Here is a 22,547-nt window from a genome sequence, read left to right as displayed (position 1 = left end):
AGAGCGACAAGTATGTAGGGCAGAATTTAAATGATCGGTATTTATTAAAGTATTGAATAACAGTATTAGTCTCTTCAGTTGTAATAATGCCTAGTTCTCTTCTTCTTTTAGCATCACGTTTCGCAAATAAAGAATCAACCCATGCTTGAATTTATCCTCATTATTAGGATTATCAAAATACTTATTGATTGCCCATAGTATAAGGAGAGCTGCACCGCATAAAACAAGCAGAGTCGAAATACTAGACATGAGTCAGGCACCAAAACCTTAGGCGAGAGAGAAGCCTAGAACAGGACATAACATAGATTAATAAAAGAATTATTATAATAAGCCCTATCATAATATCTGCCTCCTACGGAAGTAAAATTGAAACGCAAAGTCAATCTTATTACATGTACAGGTTGATTGGCAATATACGAGTTAATACAACCTCTGTTTACCTTTTATCTAGCACTTTGCTAAGGATGAAATCCTGCCTTATCTAATGTTACTAGCAAAAAAAACTTGCCGGTACTTGTGTTACACCCCCATTCAAAACAGCCTGACCGGACCATTCTCCGACCAGGCTGTTTTGAACTATTTACCGCGTTTCTGCTGGCGCGCATACAAGGAGTTTACCGCTTCTTCCTGCGGCTCCTCCTCCTTATAGCGCGCCTCCTCATAAAGCTTGATTAGCTGCTTTTGTTCTGCTTCGCTATAGCTATCCTCAGTCTTCGCAGCCAACTGCCATTTGACCAGCTCATCTGCCGTTTCCCTAGGCGTCAAATGTGCCTCAAACTCATACCCCTTGCTTATGCTGCGCTTCACCCAGCGGCTGTATAAATAACGGATTCGCTCCCTCGTTCCCGTGAGCTCCTCCCACTTAACAGCATGCTCTCCCCTTTTGCTTTTTCTGCGCAGCCGCCAGCCATCCTGCCATTTATTTAAGGTCATTAAACTTTCAACCTCATCCGTATAGCCCTGCTCGTCTCCCAGCCTTTCAGCGGAGCGCTCTGCCATTTTGGCAAGAAATTTTTTCGAGAGACGATACACGACTCGCAGCAGCCAATAGAGGGCCAGTCCGATCGCAGCAATCACGATGATTATAATGACGACTTTCAATAGGTTTTCAATCCAAACGAGCCAAGGGGCAGGATCTTTTTGCTCCACAGGCGGAAAAGCGGGCGGCGTCGATGCTTCCGGCTGCGGTGAATCGGGCACCTCTGCCTCACGACCCGTCATTAATGATAAAATCAGTTGAACGAGGGAACGTACTGCCCATTCTATCCCCTGCGTAATTTGCCTGATGAAGCCTATTGCAATAACAGGAAGCAGCAGCAGAGCAAGCATCCATCTATTTTGACGTTTGAAGGCTTCTACAGAGGCTGAAATTGGACGATGCTGCCCCGTCTGATCAGTCTCGCGCTGCATCAGCCGCTCATTCACCATGAAAAAATAAACAATCAACGCTATGATTCCGCCCGCTGTCATCCATATTGAGTATTGCTGAAGCGGAATGAGCCAAAATTTAGCCAATTGCACCGCTAGATAGCCGAAAATGCCTATCATCATCGTGCTGCCAGTAAACATAATCGGCCAGCTGTACAGCCGTTCATTCATTCCGCGGTAAGCAGCTATGCTGCCTAAAATAGCTAGCGCTGGCCACCAAACCTCCCAGCTTGCTCCTGATGCCGTTGCAATTGCCCCGCATACAGCAAGCAAACCATCAGAAAGCAAAATGCCAATAAGCAAGGCAAGGAATAGTCTAGTTGCCCGATTGCTATTGATCAGCTTCTCTGAGAGGGCAAGCAGCAGAGAACCGACGCCATAGCATAATGGCAAGCTGATCAGCCATACGATAAGGAGGCTGCCTGAAAGCGCATAAGCACCGAAAGGCAAAACGAAAGGCAGAAAAAACAGCAGCTCAAGCAAGCCTTTCCCTACAGCTATGCCTGCGATTTTTCCAATAGGCGATTTGTTCATGATGCTCCACCTGCCTGCTGCTGGTCGCTAGCTAGCCCTTCCAACAGCCAAATCGAAACGGAATTGCCGCCAAAACGCAGCTGCTGGGCAGCAAGCTCCAGCGTTTCATTCCAATACGCGGAAATAATGAGCACATCGCAGCCGCTTACACCACGCTCGCTCTCCCTTTGCAGCAGATCGCTAAACAGCTCCGTCCGGGTTAGCGACAACTTGGCGAGCAGCTCCAATATCGCCAGCCACTGGTCATGTCCGCTGCGGGGCAGCAGCATGGCACTTTCAAGCTCGCCTTGCAGCGGCATATTGGCAGCGAAGCCGACTTCCATGCCGCTGGCCGTGACGGCCTCCGCTGCTCCTGCTGCCCATTCAATGCCCCGTTCGATTAACGCTTCATCCGTAATCGTGCGCCACATGCCCTCATGATCTTCGACATTCAAATAAATCATCAGCTTCCGGTCAGCTGTATAATCATATTGATGAACCTGCAGCTTGCCTGCCCGAGCAGTCGCTTTCCAATTGACCGCCTTGAAGGAATCGCTAGGACGATAATCTCTTGCGCCTACGACAACGAAAGGATCTTCCACAATCCAGCGCCGCACCGACGTCTCGCCCTGCCAGCTATGAGAGGGCAACTCGTCCACCTTCACCTGTGCGGGGAGCGGATATACAAGCAGCTCGCCTTCTATCATCATTTGCTTCATATCATGATGAATGCCAAGCAAATCGCCGCCGGTCAGAGCAACGGAGCGAAGCTTGTATACCCCGCGCCTGGCGCTGACGAACGAATGCGTGCGAGTAATTTTCGTATAAGGCATAAGGCTGAAGAAGCTTTTATGATTCTGGTAATGCTCCCCGCTGCTCACCGCAAGATTATCCTGCGAGCGAAAGATGAGCTGGGAAGACAATTGGGATTCGACGCGCAGCCAAGGAACAGGCAGCCATTTGCCATTTGACAATTGCTCTACTAGTTCCATACGATCCCCACTAAAGCAGGTTTTTTGACTAAAGCGCCTGGAATAGCTAATGTTCCGCAAGGCAAACCTACGAAATACATTAGCTTGTAGCATAACTATAATGATTGCAGCGATAATAAAAGAAACGACGAGCATCGTCTATTTACTAGCCTATTTAGCGAGAAGCCCTGCCTCGGCAGGAACCTCGGTTCGCCTAATAATATCTTCGATAATTTTCTCTGCGCTGCCTTGTGTACGCTGCAGTCCACGAAGCGCGAGACGATGGGCCAGCACGGGCTGCGCCATCGCTTTTACATCATCCGGCGTTACAAAATCTCTTCCCCGCAAAATCGCCTGCACCTGCGAGGCTCTCAGCAGCGCCTGGCTGCCGCGAGGGCTGACGCCCGTCTGTACCTCTTCCCTGCTCCGCGTCTGCTCTACTAGCTTCAGCATATAAAGCAGCACATCATCCGATACGCGTACGGAGGTGTATAGCTTCTGGGCTTCAGCAATTTCGTCTGCTCCAGCAATTGGTGCAAGCTGCTCCAGCGGGTCTCCCTCTTTAAAGCGCTTCAAAATTTGCAGCGCCTCATCCGTTGTGGGGTAGCCCATTTTAACCTTGAATAAAAAACGGTCCAGCTGCGCTTCCGGCAGCGGAAACGTTCCTTGATGCTCGACGGGATTTTGCGTCGCCATAACCATGAACGGCCGCGAAAGCGGCATCGTCTCGCCCTCGAGGCTTATTTGCCGCTCCTCCATACATTCGAGCAGGCTGGATTGGGTACGTGGCGTTGCACGGTTAATTTCGTCAGCCAGCAGCATATTCGTAAACAAAGGACCGGGCCTGAACTCAAAATCCCCCTGCTTCTGATTGTAAAAATGGATGCCCGTCAAATCTGACGGCATTAAATCCGGCGTAAATTGCACACGCCGGAAGGTCAGGCTGAGCGACTTCGCCAGCGATTTGGCAAGCAGCGTTTTTCCCGTCCCGGGTACATCCTCCAGCAGCACATGACCGCCGGTAATTAACGCGATAAACAATAGATCGGCTATATGCTCTTTCCCTACGATAACGCGGCCAATATTGCTTCTCAGCTGTTCAGATAATGCAGCAATGGATTGGTAAGACATGCTAGCAGCTCCTTTTTTCTCACTATAAATAGGATGTTTTATTGACTCCAGCCACAGCGCTCGCGCTGCACACGCTGCAGCTGCGACCAGCGAACGAGCCGGATGCCCTCGGCCTGCAGCGTCTGCACAATCTCGCGGTCGCGGAACAGCTGGAACTCGAGCCCGCGCTTCTCAGGCTGCCCATGGAAGGATAGCAGCTCATCGGTTACGAGCGAAGGATGAATAATAAGCTCTGTCAAACCCGGCGGCAAGCTGCGCAGCTGCTGTTTCATCGCCTCTTTGAACGACGCATATGTTTCTCCAGCCTGCAGCTGAAATGGCAAACCGACTAAATAATCCAATATGATGACGCCTTTGGAATCCGCCAGCATTCCGAGCTGCTTCGCCTGCTCAGCAAGCTCTGGAGAGGCTGTTTGCGCGCGATCACCAAGCAAATGGCGCGGTAGGCGAAAAGGCAAGCCATATTTGGCGCATACGTCGAATACAATAGGTAAAAAATGCTTGCCTGTCGCAAGCCCATACAAGCTGCCCATATGATTGTCAGCATGGCTCGGCTTCATCCCTAATTGCAGGGCAAGCTCTATTTGGGCAACCATTTCTCGCTCTACCTGCTCGGATTCGGCCTGCAGTTCGAATGTTCGGCTGTCTTTCGGGAAATATCCGCCCTCTACGAGCAAGGAAGGAACATCCTCCGGCTTGCTCACGGGGCCCCAGCGATAATTGTCCCACTCGCTTGTAAAAGTGAAATGAATGCCTACATCATGCTCCTGATGCAGCGCGCACCACTTCGCCGCTTCCCGCGCTGCGTGGCACGGCATCATAATCGTTGCCGAGCTTACTGCGCGCTCTTCCAGCAGTTGCTCCACCGCTTTATTGACTGAACCACATAAGCCATAATCATCTGCATTAACAATGAGCAGTCTTTCATCACTGCTGTATCCTAATGCTGCTGCAACACTCATGAGCCCAACTCCTCAAATTATAGTGGTTAATGACTATAATGGTTGTTCAACGCCGGCAAGATGCTTAAGAAATAGCGCTTTCAAACGCGGTTCATTGCTGCCTGTCCAGTTCACGATTTTTGCTGCTTGGCTCACAATTTTCTGCAATACCGCCGCTTCGTCAAGCTGCTCCCGCCAGCGCGTCATAAAATGCAGCGTCACATCAAGCATCCGCAGCTTAAGCAGCAGCGTTATCGCATTTGCTTCCGCCTCCATCAGCCGTAATTCCGACCCAAAGCCTTCACAAAACAAGGCGATTCGCTCCAGTCGCCCTTCATCTGCCCCATCAATCAAATCCACGATAACGACAGCGAGCTCCATCGCCCTTACATCGACTGTGCAAAATTCAAAATCCAGCAATCCGACTACAGCATCCCCACGTGCAACGGAATTGCTGAAATTCAAATCGCCATGAATCCACTGGCGGGGAAGCTCGGCTATGTTTTTCAACTCGTTTTGTAAACGCTCTCGCTCCTGCTGCAAGCAAGCTATCTGCTCCTCAAATTCCGGCAGCAGCCCCGCTTCATTAGCAATTTCCCGCATAGCTGGAATGCCTATGGCTTCATAAGATTGCTCCAGCTTATAATACGGATCATAAATAGGCTCGCCATGAGGCTTAATGGCACTTAATCCCTTGCATAAAGCAGCCGTAGCGATGCCGAGCCCTGTAATGTGGGAAATATTTTCGACCGAAGGCCTCTTGCCTTCAATGAAATGGCATAGCGTAGCCAGCTTGCCGCTTGGCGCCTCCGTTACGGTCTGCCCTGCGCGATTCGCTACAGGCATTGGAACGTCAAAAAGGCGCGCGTCTTGCTCCAGCAGCCCAAATAACACCTCATGCTCCAGCAAAACCGTCGATTTATTTTGATGATTGTTGTAAATACGCAGCACGTAGCGGTTATTTCCCGCCTGCACGATCCGCGTTGTATTGTTCATGCCGCTGTCTCCGGCAGCTATTTCCCATCGTGCGCCAAGCTCATATTGGTCTAAAAACGTTGAAAAATCATGCTGACTCAATAGTTTTGTCCTCCCCTAAGCTACCAGTTGCTGCCTTTATTATACTTGCTGGGAGCAGAAGTTGGCAAAAAAGCGGAAATCAGCCGCGGACATTCGCTATTTCCCCGTAACTGAACCGTCCTTTTACAGGCAAGCTTCGACACATTTTGTATCAGCTTAATGCGGGCTTTTCGCGTTCTTGCGCCTTCATTTTGCCATATCTAGTTTCCCCTGATTTTGCTCCCTCCATCTGTTGTAGCTGGGAAGGATATCCTATGTTTTAAGCTTTATTAGGCAATCGTTAGCCTGCTGTCGAAATCATTTTAAACATGTTGGATTGTGCGCTTCCCCGGGAAATAGACGGCTCATTTCCACCTTTCTATTTCCCGCGATTCCCCCTCATTCCGTTAGCTTGAATTTTCGCTCAATTCTAATAATTTCCCCGTGAGGTTTATTCAGGCGGCTTTGCAGCGTCTCCAGATGACGTCTCCGGTATCGAAAATCCAGCACTGCGGATACAAGCAGCACAGCCCCCGCACCCAGAATACCTTCTTTGCCAAGCACGCTGGCCGCTAGCACAACACTGAGCAGCAGCCAGACCAGGGCTGACATATTCACCGTGCGGCTCCACCTTCCGAGATGCCAAGGCGCATCCATGAGCAGCTTGTGCTTCTTCCCTGAGCGCAGCGCTAACGCAATCGGGATTGCATACGCCGTGTAAAGGCAAATTAGTGTGAAGCTAGGGACAGCAGCTGTGAGCAGGCGCTCTGTAAGGAGCACACAAGAGGCTGCAAGGATAATGAAAAACAATGCGGCTGCTAGCCAGACGCATTTCCTGGGAGATTGAGTTGCAGGGTGAACGCCTGCCAGCTGCTTGCTGAAAGGCAGAGCCTTATCGCGCGTCAGGCTGTACAATAATCGGGAGCAAGCGATCAGCACGCTGCTGCTGCTTGAGTAGAGAAGCACGACTAGGAGCAGGGTCACCAGCGGTGAACGGCTGATAGCTTCCAGCAAACTGCCTGCAAACCACTCGCTCCCGCCAGTCGGTATGCCTCCATTTGAGAAGCCAGGCCACACAAGTGTCAGCACAGCCAGCAGCACAAAGCCGATAATAAACGTGTAAGCCGTCGACAAATAGATCGCCCATGGCACGCGAATGCGGGGATCGGACGTCTCCTCGGCACCTTGGGCAGCGCTGTCCATGCCGAGAAACAGCTTTTGCAGCAGCAGAAAGCCCGCAATCATCCCTAAGGCGGATTGGCCTTTCCCCTCCCCACTAAGGGCAGGAAGCGTAAATAACAGCTCAGGTGCAAAAGCACCCGGCCAATACAGCGCCATTAAAATGACGATTGCAGCGATTGCAGCGACAAGCTGCAGCCATAGTCCACTTCTCAGCAGAACAGCCAGCAGACGGACACCACGACTGTGCAAAGCAGCTTGCGTAACCACCATTGCCAAGGCAATGATTGCTTTCGTCCATATTGAAGGCATGTAACCGAGCCAGCCTGCAAGCATTCCATCCAGCAAGGAGGCGCACAGCAGATTGGTCAGCAGCAGAAGCCCCATATAGCCAGCCATGTGAAACCAGCCCGCATGCCAGCCCCATACACGTCCTCCTAATGCCGAGGACCAATGATAGACGCCCCCGGCGGTCGGAATAGCCGAGGACAATTCGGCCAGCGATGCACTTACCATTAAGGCAAACAACGCGGCAAGCGGAATGCCTATACCGACGACAATTGGCCCGCCCTGCTGCAGGGCAGGCGCCAGAAACAACAAAGCTGCTGCACACAGCCCCATCGTGTTGAAGGAAAGCCCAAATGAAGCTGCCGCTCCAAATTTGCGTCTGAGCTGCTGGGCAAGGCCAAACAAATTCAAATCATGCTTATCCTGCTGCATTTGAATATAGGTGGCATAAGCCGTCATGCTCTGATGGCTCGACGATTTGATACTTTGCTGCGCCTTGACAGCTCCGGCTAATGCAGCAGCACATACAGCGAAAAATAAAGCCAGCCCGATTACGAGCGCAATCATTCCACCACCCCCATCATTAAGCAGTATATGTGAGGGTGGAAGGGCTCATGCCAGCAAACAAACGAAATATATCACGACATTAATATTTTATGACATTAACTATAGGGCGGAAGCAGGCACACTAAACTAGCTAAACTAGCGCGAGTACCCGATTCAGCAATTGGTCGGTGTCAAACGGTTTTTCTATCCACTCGGTAATGCCCAGCTCAGCCGCTGCCTCTATTTTTTCAGGCTCCCCGTACGCGGTAATAAGCAATACTTTAACATTCGCATCGCTTTTGCGAATCGCGCAGAGCACGTCCAATCCGTCCATATCAGGCAGCATAAAATCCAGCAAAATGCAGTCCGCTCCATATCGCTCGAATTGCTCAAGCGCGTTCAGCCCATCTGCAGCTTCATAGACGGTAAATCCCGCCTTCTGAAACAGCTCTGCCAGCATGAGGCGAATGAGCGGCTGGTCGTCAACAATAAGCAGCTTTTTCCCCTCAGCTAGCTTTGCTGCATCCGCGCTGCCCGCCAAAGCTTGGTGCGCCTGTTTGCTGCGACCGTCCTCCAGCTTGCTGGGAACGTTTTTTTTCACTGGGCTGACCTGCAAGCTTGAAGACTGTCGCCGAATGGGGGGCGCCGAAAAGCGCGGCCCCTTGTCCTTTTTCACATACTGCAAATAAACAACGAAAGCGATCGTCGTGACAAATACAGCGCATAATAAAATGATATAAATCATGCTGTCTTCTCTCCTGCTGCAAAGTTGCACATATCAATAATTGACGACCATTGGTCCGAGCGGGCCATTTTCATTAATCATATCCTCAATGTCATAGACGGAGATGGGGAAATACGGAAAACCAAATGCATAAGGCGTCAGCTCATACAGGGCAAAATAAAGCACCAGCGTCCGGTCCGCCACATAATAGTCCTGATCCGGCCTTATCGCTTTGAACGGCGACAGCGTGCTAATATCTCGCGACCTGATTTGAGCGGTGACCAGCGCGGACAGCTTGACGATATAATTGCTGCCAGGCTTAAACAGCTCAGCAAGCGCGTAAGAACGTCCCGTAGTCAGCTTGAAGGTAAGCGACTGCTGCAGTGTCAGTCCATGCGCTCCACCCGTATAGGCGTAGTTGAACAAAGACAGGCTGAGCACATCCTTCTGGTTGTTTTTGAGCTCAAAATATCCTTGCATCTCCGCATGCGGGTCTTCAAGCGTGCCTTGCTCAGCTATGAGATGCTGCGCTGCTGAGTGAATGATCCCATTGATTTGACTATCTGCTGCCTCATTGGATCCCCCGCTAATATGAGGCAGCCACAGCTCGGCCTTTGGAAACGTACTGCGGACAGACTGAACGATTACAGGAGATTGAAACGCCATATCGGGCTACACCTGCCTATTCGCTAGAATGCTCCATTGTATGCAGATTACGCCTCATCTCATGCCACTCAATTCCTCCATGTGTGGAAGAAGCCTTGCCTACGTATGTAAATTTCGCCTGTTCATAAAAAGAAATCAAATGCGGCTCGCACATTAAAATAATCGCATTCAGCCTCTCATTTTCGCATGCCTGGATCAGCTTGTCCAGCAGTTTTGCAGCAATTCCCCTACGCCTGAAAGCCGGATCTACCGCAATAGTCAGTATGCAAAAGTTGTCTCCCGCGTATTCGCCTTGATGGCTTCCCTTCATCTCGTCACCGCAGCTTTCCTGCTCCGTCCGAATTCCATTGGCTATGCCAAGCAACTTGCCGTCATCCGACCAAGCGGACCAGAAATACGAGGGATATTCCTGAAAACGGTACTGGAATCCCGCTTCCGTCGCCGCGGCCTCAGGAGAGTAGCAGCGCTGCTCAAGCTCCAGCGCCTGTGAAAGCTCATGCTGCTGAATCAATCTCAGCTTCACTTCGTTCATAGCTGCATTTTCTCCCGTTCGGTTAAGCGCCTGCCTCTAATGTCTAGAACAAGCTTGCCATTATTGAGACCAATAATGCGGTCCGCAAACCGTTCAGCATAATCGCCTTGATGCAGCACGGCAATAACCGTAACTCGCTGCTCCGTGCAAAGCCGTTTTAAATCGGCGAGCACCTGATCGGCCGTATGCGGGTCAAGTCCGGATACCGGCTCGTCCGCCAAAATGATTTTTGCGCCGTGCACGAGCGCGCGGGCAACAGCGATACGCTGGCGCTCTCCCCCACTCATCTTCTCCGCCTTCAGATGTGCTTTATCGATAAGGCCCAGCTTCTCTATCGTATCCATAGCGCCCATATAATCGTCGCTGCGCACCATGCCGGTCCATCGCCGCCAAGCGGGTGTTTGGGTCACCGATCCGATAATCACATTTTTGAGCCCCGTCTTGCTTGGATACAGTACAGGCTTCTCTTCTAAATAAGCTACCTCGCGGCGAACTTTAAATCTGCCGGTCAGCCCTTGCTTCAAAACATCCGTTCCATTCAGCTTGTAGCTTCCCCGCGTCCATTTTTCCTGCAGCGCCAAGCATTTAAGCAGCATCGACTTCCCGCTTCCGCTCGCTCCCTTAATGGCGATAAACTCGCCATCCTCCACATCCAAATGTATATCGTCGAGCACTTTCGGCCCGCCTGGAATAACCTTCGTCAAATTCGAAATTCTTATCATTTTTCGCGCCCCTTTGTTTCACGCATCATATTTTCAGCATTTTGTATAATTCGATTCGGGTCGCTTCTAGGTGCAATATTTAGAGCGATAAAACCGCTTCGTTCTAATTATTGTACATTGAAAGTCGCTCAGGGGATTTATGCAAAATGCTCTTTTATATAAATCTAGTTTACGGGAAACAAAAAACAGTTTCCACACGAACAAATGTTTGGTATAATGAAAACAGCAAGCGGAAACGGCTGAAGCCCTCCTCTGGTGGCAAAGCTACCGTTTCGCGATGAAATATAAGAGTTTATATGTGTACAACTTATAAATTCTTATATTTGAACAAAAGTTCTGATTGACTATTTATTAAACATCCAATAAGGGAGGCAGGATCACCATGAAGAGCACTTGTGAAAATTTTCGTTTCGTTGAGAAAAGTTGGCCACGTCGAGATTTGACTTTTAAATTTTATTCAAACGGAGAATTGACGATTATTGATAACAGCTCTGAGGAGGTGATCTCTCCGAATGACCTGCGGGGCGACAGCCTGGATTTCTATATCCGCCGCCGCATTGCCTTTATCAAGACAACGCTGCTTGTGTCGCAGCTTAAATATGCATGATTTTTCTGGAAATGACCAGCTAATCTAATTTTCATCCTTAATTTTCCTAATTCAGTGTTGCCGAAACGGGTTTGCTGCGTTGACGTAAGGCTCCTGATACTGTAGATTGATTTCATACACAGTCTATTTTGCGCTAAAGGAGCCGTGCTTTCTATGAAGCAGCACATTATGTTTGACCTCGACGATACATTAATTCATTGTAATAAATATTTCTATTTGGTCATTAGTCAATTTGTTGATGCGATGACCACCTGGTTTGCCGGATATGAAGAAGTAACCGCGGACACTGTACGAGATAAACAAACAGAGATCGACATTGCTGGAATTGCCGTGCTTGGTTTTAAGAGCGAGCATTTTCCTCAATCTTTCGTTGACAGCTATGTTTATTTCTCCGATGTAACCGGAAGGAAGCGCTCCGCTGTAGAACAAGATTTTCTATGGAAGCTTGGGCTCAGCGTGTATGAGCATGATACAGAGCCTTATCCGAATATGGAGGAGACGCTGTATTCTTTAGCTAATCAAGGCCATGAGCTGCATTTGTACACAGGGGGCGAGCAGCTCATTCAATCCCGCAAAATTAATCAATTAAATTTAAGCAAATATTTTAATAACCGAATCTATATTCGCCAACACAAAACGAATGAAGCGCTGGAGGACATTTTAGCTGAAACATCGCTGGATCGCGCACGCACATGGATGATTGGCAATTCTATTCGCACGGATGTTGTTCCCGCCTTGACTGCAGGCATCCATGCCATTCATATGCGCAAGGATACCGAATGGCAATATAATGTTGTCAATATTGAAGTTCAGCCTAAAGGTGCCTTTTTCACTTTGAATGATTTAGTGGAAGTGCCGGAAGCCATCTACGGTTATATCAACCGCTAGCTGAACAAACACAATATTTAACTAGAATAAGCCGCCAAACCAGCATACTCGTTGGTTTGGCGGCTTATTTTGTTGCGATTTTCATTAGCGCTTATTCACATCATTCACATCGAACAACCTCAAGCAGGTTATGGCGGCCTGCTAACTAGTCGGCAGGCCGAATCGTTAGCGTCCCTTTGTCACGGTCGGTCAATACAAGCCTGCCCTTCATGCTGCTTCCATTGGACTGCTTAAAGGCGAGCTGGCTCGTTGCCCCCTTCTCCAGCAGCGAATGGAGCATCGGCAGCGTAATCTTCTTCCCCTGCTGTTCCTTCCAAATCACAAAAGAACAGCCCTCGCGAAAGCTGCTGCAGCCGTAACCGCGCTTGCCTTCAATCACACTGCCGTTGCAGCCCTGCCTCGGGCAGGCAGCGAGCGGCCCTCTTGGAGCCGCAGACGCTGCTGCTTGCTTGGGCGGCTTCACTGCTTCGCTACCCTCAGCTGACCGTGAGGAGCTTCTGCTCTTGCCAACTCCGGCAGGCGACTTCCCCCCTGCTTTCGCTTCTGACGAGCGTGAGCTGCTTGTACGGCTGCCGCTTTTCGTCGAGCCTGCTGCCTTCTTCCCTTTCGCAGATGTGTCCTCGAACGTTCCAGGTGCGGCAGGACGCTGCTGACGAACCTTATCGACGATGACGGCTGCGAATTGCTTAACTTGCGCAATAAAACGATCATCCGAAGCTTCGCCTTTAGAAATTTGGTGCAGACGCTGCTCCCAGCGTCCCGTCATTTCGGGCGAAGCGAGCAGCTCAACACCGGCGTTGCGGATGAGCTCAATCGCAGCGAGTCCTTTCGACGTAATATCCAGCTTCTTTCCTGCTAGCTGGATATAGCCGACATGCTTCAGCCGCTCGATCGTCGCTGCCCGTGTCGCCGGCGTGCCAAGACCGGTATCCTTCATCGCTTCCCGCAGCTCATCATCCTCCATCGACTTCCCTGCGCCTTCCATCGCTTTGAGCAGCGTTCCCTCTGTGAAGGACTTGGGCGGCTGCGTCATTTTTTCCATCGCCTCAACGCTGCTGCAATGAACCGGCCCATTCGGGTCGAGCTTAAAGGGCTGATCGGTTACCATTTCCTCGTCATCGGCTTCCTTGTCATCCTTGGCTTTGGCGCGCTTAGCAGGCTTGGCCGCAGTGTAATCCTGCTGGGGCAACACCACTTTCCAGCCGGGCTCCAGCTGTTCCTTCGCTTTCGTGCGGAAGGTTTCGCCTTCGACGACCGTTAGCACCGTGTGGTTTTTATATACGGCGGGCGGGTAATAGTGCGACAGAAAACGTCTGACAATCATGTCATAGACGTTTTGCTCCTCCTGGCTGAGGCCAGAAGCACGCTTCGGTGTAGGCATGATGGCATGGTGATCCTCGACTTTGGACGGATTACAAACCGCTTTGTTCCCTTTGTGAACGCGAGAGCGGTCTGCTCCTTTCGCAAGCTCGCCATAGCCGCTAGTGCCTTGAAGCATCGTTAATACATTGCCCATGACCGGAATGTTCTCCTCCGTTACATAGTTGGAGTTCGTCCGCGGGTACGTAATCACCTTATGCTTCTCGTAGAGCGCTTGGGCAATATCCAGCGTCTTCTTAGCCGAATAGCCGTGCTTGCCATTCGCTTCGCGCTGCAATAGCGTCAGGTCATAAAGCCTGAACGGATACTCCTTGCTTTCCGCTATCTGGTAATCTTCTACCTTCGCAGGCTTATTTGCTGTTTTCGCTGCCAATGCCTCAGCCTTTGCTTTATCGGTTAGACGCTCCCCCTGCCAAATGCCAGAATACCCAAATCCAGACTGGTCAAATGCCGCTTTAACGACAAAATAAGTCTCCGACTGAAAAGCCGTAATTTCCTTATGACGATCATATAGCAGCGCCAAAACTGGCGTTTGCACACGACCGACAGAAAGCAAGGCTTTATGGCGAATCGTAAATGCGCGAGAAGCATTCATCCCGATCAGCCAATCGGCTTCACTGCGGGCACGAGCCGCTTTCGTCAGCGGTTCATATTCATCATCACTGCGCAGCGTATCAAAACCGCGGCGAATCGTCTCCGCCGTCAAATCCGATATCCATAACCGGTCCGTAGGCTGCGCCAGCTTTAAATATTGCCTGATTAGGTGAAAAATAAGCTGGCCTTCGCGCCCGGCATCGCATGCGTTCACAAGTCTGCCACAGCGCTTCGCAAGCTCGCCAATCGTCTTAAGCTGATCCTTCGTCCGCGGATTCGGCCACAGCTTGAACACCTGCGGAATGATCGGCAAGTCCTGATCATTCCACCGTTTGTAGCGTGCATCGTATTGGTCAGGCTCGGCGAGTGATACCAAATGCCCAATCGCCCATGTAATAATATAGCGGTCGCCTTCCAAATACGTCCGGCGATTAGCTGCCTTTGGTTCAAGCACGGCAGCAATCGTCCTGCCCATATCCGGTTTCTCCGCAATAATTAATGTCTTCAACAAATCGCCTCTTTACTTCTTGCTTGTTGTTTCCACATATTGCTTCATAGAAGCAAAAATCGACCGAACACCATTCGACCAGTTAGGGTCTTCCGCATATTTACGGTTAATCCATGTGAATGGGTCCATGCCTTCAGGTCGTCCCTTGCTTAAATTCACAATCGTTCGCGACGCAATTTCAGCGGAATCGCTAATCGTCGTATTATATTCTTTCCAGCTATGAAACACATTGAATGGATTATTCGCAATTTCCTTCGCCTGTTTGTTCGTGGTTGGTACAAAAGCCTGCTCCTGCCCAGTTATAGCAAATAGCAAGAGCGGATGAATATCAAATGATTTCGCTTGGGCAATAATCGCATCTAAATAAGGCTGCCTGGCAAGTATCGACGATTTGCCTTTCAAATACTGAGTCAGCCTCTTCTTATCAATTTCTACATACCGCAGCTCTTGCGGCAAGCCATCCAGCTCGACGATCTTCACTGGTTCAATGGGAGCAAGAAGGACCGGCTCCGGCTGTGCCCCTCTTAACGCACGCGTCAGAGACTCTCCATACAGCAGCGAGACGCTCACAAGCAGCAAGCTGAGAAATCCGTACACGATAGCTTGATTGCGCCGTTTGCGAGGAACTGGCGCGTTCTGAGGCACTGCCAGCGGCAATGGCAGAGGTATGACATCCGCCAAGCCGGAGGCGCCAGCCGCCCCGGCTGCAAGCGGCTCTTTGGCCAGCTGCTCATCGCCGGCTGGCTGCAGCTCATTTTTCAACTGAAGCCAGCTCTCGTTCACCGACAAACTTGCATTTGGCAAAGAATCTGCGCTCGTGTCCATTCGCTCGGCAGAACTGCGCAGCTTGTCCATCGCCAGCCGATAGCGCTCGATCTCGACAACGCTTTGCAGCTGCTTCTCTACCCATTGATGCATCGGCTGCTCAATATCCTGCTCGCGGTCATCCAGCAATAATAAGCAAGCTGCAAAAATATCATCTGCACGTACAGGGCGCTTCTGCTCCAGCACCGCAGTGCGAATAAGCTGCGCCGTCACCTGGCGCTTAATCGACTCGTCAAACGACGGAAGCTGCTTATGTATAATGCGGTTCACCGCATCGGCAATCATTTCGGTTTTCTTCTCCTGCGGCAGCGCTCCATATTTATGCTGGACATATTTTCGAATATTGCTGACATCTGCCGGGGATAACACATAAGCTTCTTCAGCATGCATGACGAATCGCTCCTTTACGTCATCTCACACTGATTTTACCACAACTTTCCTTATATTGGGGAGGGGAGCTGCCTAATTCTCAGCTGATTTTGCTCCTGCAAAATAAAAGCCGTAATTTGCTCCTTCTCAAATGCAGTAAATTGATATTCACAGTCACAGTCTTCGTCCTGCGGCACAATTTGGGCAATTCTGCCCTCTGGTGTACAAATGACCAGTCCACTAAAATCAATGAGATCATCAGGCGCGGGCGTTGCCTCCGACAGCTCAAACAACAGCTCAATATCTACCCATTGATCATTGCGCCGCTCCATGTTCGCCACGATTTTCTCAAATTTTAGTTCCGTTACTGTATCCAGTCCATATTTAATCATATATCGCTTCATTTCCCTCCTATCGACAAGAAAAGCGCCCTAGGGCGCTTCTCATAAGCTGCTATTCAATTCATCATACCATTAATTTAGGGAAGCAAGGAAGATCCCATCAGGAACTTATCCACTTCACGAGCCGCTTCGCGACCTTCGTTAATCGCCCATACAACCAAGCTTTGACCACGACGCATATCGCCAGCTGCGAATATTTTCTCAGCATTCGTCGTATATTTGCCATAAGGCGCCTTCACATTCGTACGACGGTCCTGCTCTAGGCCAAAAGCATCAATCAGCGTGTTTTCTGGGCCTTCAAAACCAACCGCGATAAACACGAGATCAGCCGGCCATACTTGCTCGGAGCCTTCGATTTCTGTATAAATTCGGCGTCCCGTTTCCGGATCAACTGTACGCTCGATTTGTACGGTGTGAAGCTCTGTAAGCTTGCCATTCTCGCCAACAAATTTTTTCGTCAGAACCGAGAAGGCACGCGGGTCTTCTCCGAACAGCGCTTTTGCCTCTTCATGCGCATAATCCAGCGTGTAGACGTTCGGGAACTGCGGCCAAGGGTTGTTTACGCTATCGCGTACTAATGGAGCCTTAGCGTGCGTACCGAATTGCGTAACCGATTTACAGCCATGACGAAGCGCTGTTGCCACGCAGTCCGTCCCCGTGTCGCCACCGCCGATAACAATGACATTTTTGTCTTTCGCAGAAATGTAGTTGCCATCCTCCAGATTGGAATCCAGATAGCTCTTAATCGTGCCGTTCAAATAATCCATCGCCATATGAACGCCTTCGAGCTCATGTCCTTCAATATCTACCGGGCGCGCTTTCGTAGCGCCGCCGCACAATACGATTGCATCGAACTGGCCTTGCAGCTCATCAGCCGATACATCTTTACCGATCTCTGTGTTAACAACGAAGTCTATGCCTTCCTCCGCCATCAAGTCTACACGACGCTGAACAACCTTCTTGTCAAGCTTGACTGTAGGAATACCATAAGTGAGAAGTCCGCCGATGCGGTCCGCGCGCTCGTACACCGTTACAAGATGTCCCGCTTTGTTAAGCTGCGCTGCGCAAGCAAGGCCCGCTGGGCCCGAACCGACAACCGCTACACGTTTGCCTGTGCGCATCTTCGGAGGCTGTGGAACAACCCAGCCTTCATCAAAGCCACGGTCAATAATCGCTTGCTCGATCGTCTTAATCGTAACCGCATCACCAATCAAGCCAACCGTACAGGAGCCCTCACATGGAGCTGGGCAAATCCGCCCTGTAAATTCTGGGAAATTATTCGTTTTGTGCAAACGATCCAGCGCCTCACGCCATAAACCGCGGTAAATCAAATTGTTCCATTCTGGAATGAGGTTGTTAATCGGACAACCTGACGTTGAGCCAGCAAGCTCCATCCCAGAATGACAGTAAGGTGTTCCACAGTCCATGCAGCGCGCACCTTGCGTACGAAGCTGTTCATCGGACAAATGCTTATGAAATTCTTCCCAATCTTTAATCCGCTCAATCGGATCGCGATCGGCTGGGAGTTCTCGTTGATATTCCATAAAACCAGTAGGTGTAGACATGATCGCTTTTCCTCCATCCGTTATTCCCGTCAACCGTTGTAAGGCTTCTCTAAACAAACTATATCGGGAACTCAGCAATTATTCAATAACAAACATTTTCAATTTTTCGCGAGGCATTTTACAAAATCCTAACACTCTTACCCTGCCATCGTTAATGGATTATCCGTACAATCATTTGCACTTTATAACATAATGTTCGTACGTTCTATGCAGAAGAGCACAAAAAAATGAGCTTAAGATGTCATATTTGTCCTTGTACCCCCGCGAAAAACCGATTCAACGGTTTATACGTTTAAAAGTTTGCCATGTAAAATCATGCAAATTGCGTTCATCCTTGCGATGAGGAATAGCTTCCACTAGCTCCCAATCGGCTTCATTGAACATAGGAAAAAAAGCGTCGCCACCCACTACTTCCACATCAACAGCTGTCAGGTAAAGCTTGTCTGCAATCGGCAGAAACTGCGTATAAATTTCCGTTCCGCCAATAACCATAAGCTCTTCCTCGCCGAAACGCGACAAAGCCTCCTCGATGGAATGAACGGCCTCACAGCCCTCTGAGGCAAAATCAGACTGCCTAGTTAAGACGACGTTATGGCGGTCCTTCAGCGGCTTAGGCAGCGATTCAAACGTCTTACGGCCCATTAAAACGGTTTTGCCAAGCGTGTGCTTCGTGAACAGCGCCATCTCCGCTGGAAGCCGCCACGGCAGCTTATTGCCGATCCCAATCGTTCTGTTGCGGTCCATCGCTGCTATTAATGTAATCGACATCGTTTGTCCATCCCTTCTATACAGCTACAGGCGCTTTGATTGCAGGATGAGGCTGGTAGTTTTCCAGTACAATATCATCCACTTCTACATCAAACAAGGAGCTCACATCTGGATTAATCCGTACTTGCGGAAGCGCGCGAGGTTCGCGGGCAAGCTGCGTCTTAATCTGCTCCATATGATTGGAATAAATATGCGCGTCCCCAAGCGTATGCACAAATTGTCCAGGCTGCAAGCCACATTCATGGGCAATAAGCAACGTAAGCAAGGCATAGCTGGCAATATTAAAAGGAATTCCGAGAAATATATCTCCACTGCGCTGGTACAGCTGGCAAGAAAGCTTGCCTTCTGATACGTAAAATTGAAACATCGTATGACAAGGCGGTAGAGCCATATTTCTAGGAACGTCCTCTGGATTCCATGCGGAGACAATCATTCTCCGGGAATCGGGATTCGTCTTAATCGTATGAATAACATCCTTCAATTGATCAATGGATTCGCCTTGCGAGGTTTTCCAGTCGCGCCATTGCTTTCCATATACATTGCCGAGCTCGCCATACTTTTCTGCAAAAGCGTCATCCTGCAAAATTTGCTGCTTGAACAGCTCCATTTGCTCCAAATAAAGCACATTAAAAGCTTCATCGCTTTGCGAACGCAGGCCAAAGCCGGTCATGTCTGGACCTGTATAATCAGAGCTCTCTATCCACTTCTTAAAGGCCCATTCATTCCATATATTATTGTTGTGCTGGAGCAGGTACCGAATATTCGTATCGCCTTTAATAAACCATAACAGCTCGCTGACAACCAGCTTAAACGGTACACGCTTCGTCGTAATGAGCGGAAAGCCTTCGTTTAAGTCGAAACGCATCTGGTAGCCAAACGTGGAAATCGTGCCCGTTCCGGTACGATCCTCCTTGACCGTGCCGCGTTCCAGAACGCTGCGCAGCAGCTGCAAGTATTCGTTCTCACTAGTATGAACACTCATTCCCTTACAACTCCTATTTTGGACATATAGATTTGTATTATATCATTATAGTCAATCATTTAAAATAGTTGCCTCTGCTGATTCCGTATAAATTCTCAACAAAGCACATAATTATTAATTTTTTATAAAAAAAGGCCCGCAGGCTTCAGCAGCCGCGGGACCTCTTCAATAGCCGCCGCAAATGCGGCGACTAAATTTAGTGAATCATAACAATCAATTACTTAAGAAACGTGTGGATCGGGTGGCCAAGCGCTACTTCTGCAGCGTCAAGCACGATCTCACCCAGTGTTGGATGCGCATGGATCGTAAGGGCGATATCTTCAAGCGTAGCGCCCATTTCGATTGCAAGACCAAGCTCAGCAATCATATTGGAAGCTTCCATACCGACGATATGCGCGCCAAGTACAAGACCGCTGTCTGCATCCGCAACGAGCTTCACGAAGCCTTCATTCGCATTAATCGACATCGCGCGTCCGTTGATAGCAAATGGGAATTTGCCCACTTTTACATTATGTCCTTTGTCTTTTGCATCCTTCTCCGTGTAGCCAACGCTTGCGCATTCTGGATCAGAGAAGCAGACAGCAGGAACACATTTATAATCAATCACGCTAGGCAGGCCGGAAATAACTTCTGCCGCAACACGTCCTTCATACATTGCTTTGTGAGCAAGTGCAGGACCAGCAATAATATCGCCGATTGCATAAACGTTTTTATTGCTAGTACGGCATTGATCATCAACCTCAATCAGACCGCGCTCGCCAACTTTAATGTTAGCCAGTTCCAGACCAAGATCGCCATCTGTGTTAGGGCGACGGCCAACGGTAACAAGCAAGTAGTCTGCTGTTACTTTTTCTTCTTTATCGCCGACTTTGTAAGTCAACGTTACATCGTTATCCGTTTGCTCAGCACTTTGTGCAAGCGCGCCCGTTACGATATCGACTTTTGTACCTTTAAGCTTCTTAACGACAAGAGAAGACATGTCTTTGTCGAAGCCAGGCAGAATGCTGTCTCCGCCCTCGATAACCGTTACTTTCGTACCGAATTTCGAGAACATTTGACCAAGCTCGATACCGATATAGCCGCCACCGATAACGATAACGCTTTTCGGCAGCTCAGGCAGCGACAAAGCTCCTGTAGAGGAGATAATACGCTTGCCATAAGGGAAAGCTTTCAGTTCGATTGGACGGGAGCCTGTAGCAATAATACAGTTTTTGAAACGGTAGCGCGGAGCTTCCTGATCGTTGAACACACGCGCTTCGTTTTCATTGATGAACATCACTTCACCATTGAAAAACTGTACTTTGTTCGCTTTAAGCAAAGAGCCAACACCGCCAGTCAATTTTTTGACAATGCCGCTTTTGAACTCCTGTACTTTGCTCCAGTCAACTTTTACATCGCTAGCTGTAATACCGAATACATCAGCGTGGCTGATGGACTCATATTGATGGGAAGCGGAAATCAGAGCTTTGGATGGGATACAACCCACGTTCAAACAAACGCCGCCTACATATTCCTTATCTACACAAAGCACGCTTTGTCCCAATTGCGCAGCGCGGATTGCCGCTACGTAACCACCAGGACCTGCACCAATGACTAAAGTATCGATATCTAATGAAGCATCTCCAACAACCATCGTTTATACCTCCATAATGAACAGTTCTGGGTTGCCCAGCAGCTGTTTAATGTAGTTCATAAAGTTTTGAGCGGTTGCGCCATCGATTAGACGGTGGTCGAAGCTCAGTGACAGAGCCATTACAGGAGCAGCTACGATCTCGCCGTTGCGTACGATTGCTTTTTCGGAAATACGTCCAGTACCGAGGATTGCAACTTCAGGGAAGTTGATAACCGGTGTAAAGAACATACCGCCTGCCGAACCAATATTGGAAATAGTAATCGTGCTGCCTTTCAGCTCGTTAGCCGAAAGCTTGCCATCGCGTCCACGAACAGCCAGATCACGAATCGAGTCAGCCACTTTCCAAATGTTTTTGCGATCCGCATCTTCAATAACAGGAACGATCAAGCCGTTATCTGTATCTGTTGCGATACCGATGTTGTAATATTTGCGCAAAACGATTTCTTGATTAGCTTCGTCAAGCGTCGCATTCATAATTGGGAATTCACGGGCAGCAGCTACGAGCGCCTTCACGATGAATGGCAAGTACGTAAGCTTAGCACCTTTTTTCTCTGCATAAGGCTTGTATTTTGCACGAAGTGCCACAAGCTCAGTAACGTCCACTTCATCCATGATCGTTACATGCGGAGCTGTATAAACGGATTTGGACATAGCGCCTGCAATAATTTTGCGAATGCCTTTAAATGGCAAGCGCTCTTCCGGACGGTAAGCTGTACCAGCAGCAACTGGAGCTGCTTTCGCTTCGCCAGCACCTTTTGCAGTTGCGTTGTCTTGCTGCTCAGCCGGAGCCGCTGCTTGATCGGCTGCTGCAGAAGCAGAACCGTCAAAGCCAGTAACATCTTCACGCGTAATACGGCCGTTTTTGCCAGTGCCGCTTACTTGCGTCAAATCAACATTTTGCTCGCGAGCGAACTTGCGAACGCTTGGTGTAGCAAGCACAGAAGCATTTGTAGCTTTAGGAGCTTCTTTAGCTGTTTCTGCTGCTGGAGCATCTTTAGCCGCTTCTGGAGCTGGGGCCGGAGCCGCCTCTTCCTTCTTAGGCTCTTCAGCTGCCGGAGCTGCTTGCTCAGGCACTTCGCCTTCCGCATCAATCAAAGCGACTACTTCGCCTACGTGGCAAACTTGGCCGTCTTTAACTAAAACTTCAAGCACTGTTCCGTTAACCGGACATGGCACTTCAACAATTGCCTTGTCGTTTTGCACTTCCATAATAATGTCATCATCTGTTACTTTGTCGCCGGCTTTAATGTGCACTTTAATAATCTCGCCTTCGTGCAAGCCTTCGCCAAGCTCAGGGAAACGATATTCGAATTTAGCCACCGCGTGTATC

Annotated in this window: 20 protein-coding genes; 2 read left to right on the top strand and 18 right to left on the bottom strand. The window is 49.5% G+C overall.

Annotated features, from left to right (window positions below):
- Nucleotides 1-576 precede the first annotated feature (576 nt).
- From AC50X8_RS06985 to AC50X8_RS06940, 10 genes are all read right to left on the bottom strand, one after another.
- The gene (locus AC50X8_RS06985; RefSeq protein ID WP_494879142.1) at nucleotides 577-1,962 is read right to left on the bottom strand and encodes a hypothetical protein; all 1,386 of its coding nucleotides are present in this window, start codon (nucleotides 1,960-1,962) and stop codon (nucleotides 577-579) included.
- Nucleotides 1,959-2,933 carry a DUF58 domain-containing protein gene (locus AC50X8_RS06980; protein ID WP_056040661.1) on the bottom strand — a complete coding sequence of 325 codons (975 nt, stop codon included), beginning with the start codon at nucleotides 2,931-2,933 and terminating at the stop codon, nucleotides 1,959-1,961. The genes AC50X8_RS06985 and AC50X8_RS06980 overlap by 4 nt, the downstream gene beginning before the upstream one ends.
- 150 nt (nucleotides 2,934-3,083) lie before the next feature.
- Nucleotides 3,084-4,043, bottom strand: coding sequence for an AAA family ATPase (locus AC50X8_RS06975; RefSeq protein WP_056040663.1), 960 nt, complete (start codon nucleotides 4,041-4,043; stop codon nucleotides 3,084-3,086).
- A gap of 38 nt (nucleotides 4,044-4,081) precedes the next feature.
- Nucleotides 4,082-5,005 (bottom strand): polysaccharide deacetylase family protein, encoded by a 924-nt coding sequence (locus AC50X8_RS06970; RefSeq protein ID WP_494860133.1) that lies wholly within the window; start codon nucleotides 5,003-5,005, stop codon nucleotides 4,082-4,084.
- 33 nt (nucleotides 5,006-5,038) lie between these two features.
- Nucleotides 5,039-6,061, bottom strand: coding sequence for a phosphotransferase (locus AC50X8_RS06965; protein ID WP_494860131.1), 1,023 nt, complete (start codon nucleotides 6,059-6,061; stop codon nucleotides 5,039-5,041).
- A 378-nt stretch (nucleotides 6,062-6,439) separates the two neighbouring features.
- Complete coding sequence (locus AC50X8_RS06960) at nucleotides 6,440-8,074, bottom strand: amino acid permease (RefSeq protein ID WP_494860129.1); 1,635 nt, start codon at nucleotides 8,072-8,074, stop codon at nucleotides 6,440-6,442.
- 130 nt (nucleotides 8,075-8,204) lie between these two features.
- Entirely contained in the window at nucleotides 8,205-8,798 is a 594-nt protein-coding gene (locus AC50X8_RS06955; protein WP_081419026.1) for a response regulator, read from the bottom strand.
- Nucleotides 8,799-8,831: 33 nt separating this feature from the next.
- A complete protein-coding gene (locus AC50X8_RS06950; protein WP_056040671.1) occupies nucleotides 8,832-9,443 on the bottom strand; it encodes a DUF3298 and DUF4163 domain-containing protein in 612 nt (203 codons plus the stop codon).
- Nucleotides 9,444-9,459: 16 nt separating this feature from the next.
- A complete protein-coding gene (locus AC50X8_RS06945; protein ID WP_056040673.1) occupies nucleotides 9,460-9,975 on the bottom strand; it encodes a GNAT family N-acetyltransferase in 516 nt (171 codons plus the stop codon).
- Entirely contained in the window at nucleotides 9,972-10,697 is a 726-nt protein-coding gene (locus tag AC50X8_RS06940; RefSeq protein ID WP_056040674.1) for a phosphonate ABC transporter ATP-binding protein, read from the bottom strand. Before AC50X8_RS06940 ends, AC50X8_RS06945 begins: the two co-directional genes overlap by 4 nt.
- A gap of 469 nt (nucleotides 10,698-11,166) precedes the next feature.
- Between AC50X8_RS06940 and AC50X8_RS06935 the strand changes: the two genes are divergently transcribed.
- Together AC50X8_RS06935 and AC50X8_RS06930 are read left to right on the top strand one after the other, a co-directional pair.
- Nucleotides 11,167-11,304, top strand: coding sequence for a hypothetical protein (locus AC50X8_RS06935; protein WP_494879141.1), 138 nt, complete (start codon nucleotides 11,167-11,169; stop codon nucleotides 11,302-11,304).
- A gap of 153 nt (nucleotides 11,305-11,457) precedes the next feature.
- Entirely contained in the window at nucleotides 11,458-12,192 is a 735-nt protein-coding gene (locus AC50X8_RS06930) for an HAD family hydrolase (RefSeq protein WP_494860124.1), read from the top strand.
- Between the two features lie 145 nt (nucleotides 12,193-12,337).
- Here AC50X8_RS06930 and AC50X8_RS06925 read toward each other — a convergent pair whose 3' ends face one another.
- The 8 genes from AC50X8_RS06925 to AC50X8_RS06890 all read right to left on the bottom strand — a co-directional run bounded on the left by AC50X8_RS06925 (nucleotide 12,338) and on the right by AC50X8_RS06890 (nucleotide 22,537).
- The gene (locus AC50X8_RS06925; protein WP_494879140.1) at nucleotides 12,338-14,674 is read right to left on the bottom strand and encodes a type IA DNA topoisomerase; all 2,337 of its coding nucleotides are present in this window, start codon (nucleotides 14,672-14,674) and stop codon (nucleotides 12,338-12,340) included.
- 12 nt (nucleotides 14,675-14,686) lie between these two features.
- Nucleotides 14,687-15,889, bottom strand: a complete 1,203-nt coding sequence (locus tag AC50X8_RS06920; protein WP_494879139.1) for a hypothetical protein — start codon at nucleotides 15,887-15,889, stop codon at nucleotides 14,687-14,689.
- A 50-nt stretch (nucleotides 15,890-15,939) separates the two neighbouring features.
- Nucleotides 15,940-16,272, bottom strand: coding sequence for a hypothetical protein (locus AC50X8_RS06915; RefSeq protein WP_235533270.1), 333 nt, complete (start codon nucleotides 16,270-16,272; stop codon nucleotides 15,940-15,942).
- Between the two features lie 74 nt (nucleotides 16,273-16,346).
- A complete protein-coding gene (locus tag AC50X8_RS06910; RefSeq protein ID WP_056040684.1) occupies nucleotides 16,347-17,834 on the bottom strand; it encodes a glutamate synthase subunit beta in 1,488 nt (495 codons plus the stop codon).
- A gap of 276 nt (nucleotides 17,835-18,110) precedes the next feature.
- Nucleotides 18,111-18,602: a dihydrofolate reductase gene (locus AC50X8_RS06905; RefSeq protein ID WP_056040686.1), complete on the bottom strand. Its 492-nt coding sequence runs from the start codon at nucleotides 18,600-18,602 to the stop codon at nucleotides 18,111-18,113.
- Between the two features lie 16 nt (nucleotides 18,603-18,618).
- A complete protein-coding gene (locus AC50X8_RS06900; RefSeq protein WP_494879138.1) occupies nucleotides 18,619-19,584 on the bottom strand; it encodes a thymidylate synthase in 966 nt (321 codons plus the stop codon).
- Nucleotides 19,585-19,801: 217 nt separating this feature from the next.
- Nucleotides 19,802-21,217: a dihydrolipoyl dehydrogenase gene (lpdA, locus tag AC50X8_RS06895; RefSeq protein ID WP_494860107.1), complete on the bottom strand. Its 1,416-nt coding sequence runs from the start codon at nucleotides 21,215-21,217 to the stop codon at nucleotides 19,802-19,804.
- A 3-nt stretch (nucleotides 21,218-21,220) separates the two neighbouring features.
- Complete coding sequence (locus AC50X8_RS06890) at nucleotides 21,221-22,537, bottom strand: dihydrolipoamide acetyltransferase family protein (RefSeq protein WP_056040692.1); 1,317 nt, start codon at nucleotides 22,535-22,537, stop codon at nucleotides 21,221-21,223.
- Nucleotides 22,538-22,547: the final 10 nt, after the last annotated feature.

The sequence above is a fragment of the Paenibacillus sp. JT22N15 genome (assembly GCF_059383755.1).
Note: the sequence above shows the minus strand (reverse complement) of the source record. Positions and strands in the feature narration are given on the sequence as shown.

Coding starts and splice junctions, on each gene's coding strand:
- AC50X8_RS06970 (WP_494860133.1), bottom strand. CDS start 5,005: ATGAGTGTTGCAGCAGCATTAGGATACAGCAGTGATGAAAGACTGCTC.
- AC50X8_RS06930 (WP_494860124.1), top strand. CDS start 11,458: ATGAAGCAGCACATTATGTTTGACCTCGACGATACATTAATTCATTGT.
- AC50X8_RS06950 (WP_056040671.1), bottom strand. CDS start 9,443: ATGGCGTTTCAATCTCCTGTAATCGTTCAGTCTGTCCGCAGTACGTTT.
- AC50X8_RS06940 (WP_056040674.1), bottom strand. CDS start 10,697: ATGATAAGAATTTCGAATTTGACGAAGGTTATTCCAGGCGGGCCGAAA.
- AC50X8_RS06985 (WP_494879142.1), bottom strand. CDS start 1,962: ATGAACAAATCGCCTATTGGAAAAATCGCAGGCATAGCTGTAGGGAAA.
- lpdA (WP_494860107.1), bottom strand. CDS start 21,217: ATGGTTGTTGGAGATGCTTCATTAGATATCGATACTTTAGTCATTGGT.
- AC50X8_RS06905 (WP_056040686.1), bottom strand. CDS start 18,602: ATGTCGATTACATTAATAGCAGCGATGGACCGCAACAGAACGATTGGG.
- AC50X8_RS06945 (WP_056040673.1), bottom strand. CDS start 9,975: ATGAACGAAGTGAAGCTGAGATTGATTCAGCAGCATGAGCTTTCACAG.
- AC50X8_RS06915 (WP_235533270.1), bottom strand. CDS start 16,272: ATGAAGCGATATATGATTAAATATGGACTGGATACAGTAACGGAACTA.
- AC50X8_RS06960 (WP_494860129.1), bottom strand. CDS start 8,074: ATGATTGCGCTCGTAATCGGGCTGGCTTTATTTTTCGCTGTATGTGCT.
- AC50X8_RS06980 (WP_056040661.1), bottom strand. CDS start 2,933: ATGGAACTAGTAGAGCAATTGTCAAATGGCAAATGGCTGCCTGTTCCT.
- AC50X8_RS06975 (WP_056040663.1), bottom strand. CDS start 4,043: ATGTCTTACCAATCCATTGCTGCATTATCTGAACAGCTGAGAAGCAAT.
- AC50X8_RS06955 (WP_081419026.1), bottom strand. CDS start 8,798: ATGATTTATATCATTTTATTATGCGCTGTATTTGTCACGACGATCGCT.
- AC50X8_RS06910 (WP_056040684.1), bottom strand. CDS start 17,834: ATGTCTACACCTACTGGTTTTATGGAATATCAACGAGAACTCCCAGCC.
- AC50X8_RS06900 (WP_494879138.1), bottom strand. CDS start 19,584: ATGAGTGTTCATACTAGTGAGAACGAATACTTGCAGCTGCTGCGCAGC.
- AC50X8_RS06920 (WP_494879139.1), bottom strand. CDS start 15,889: ATGCATGCTGAAGAAGCTTATGTGTTATCCCCGGCAGATGTCAGCAAT.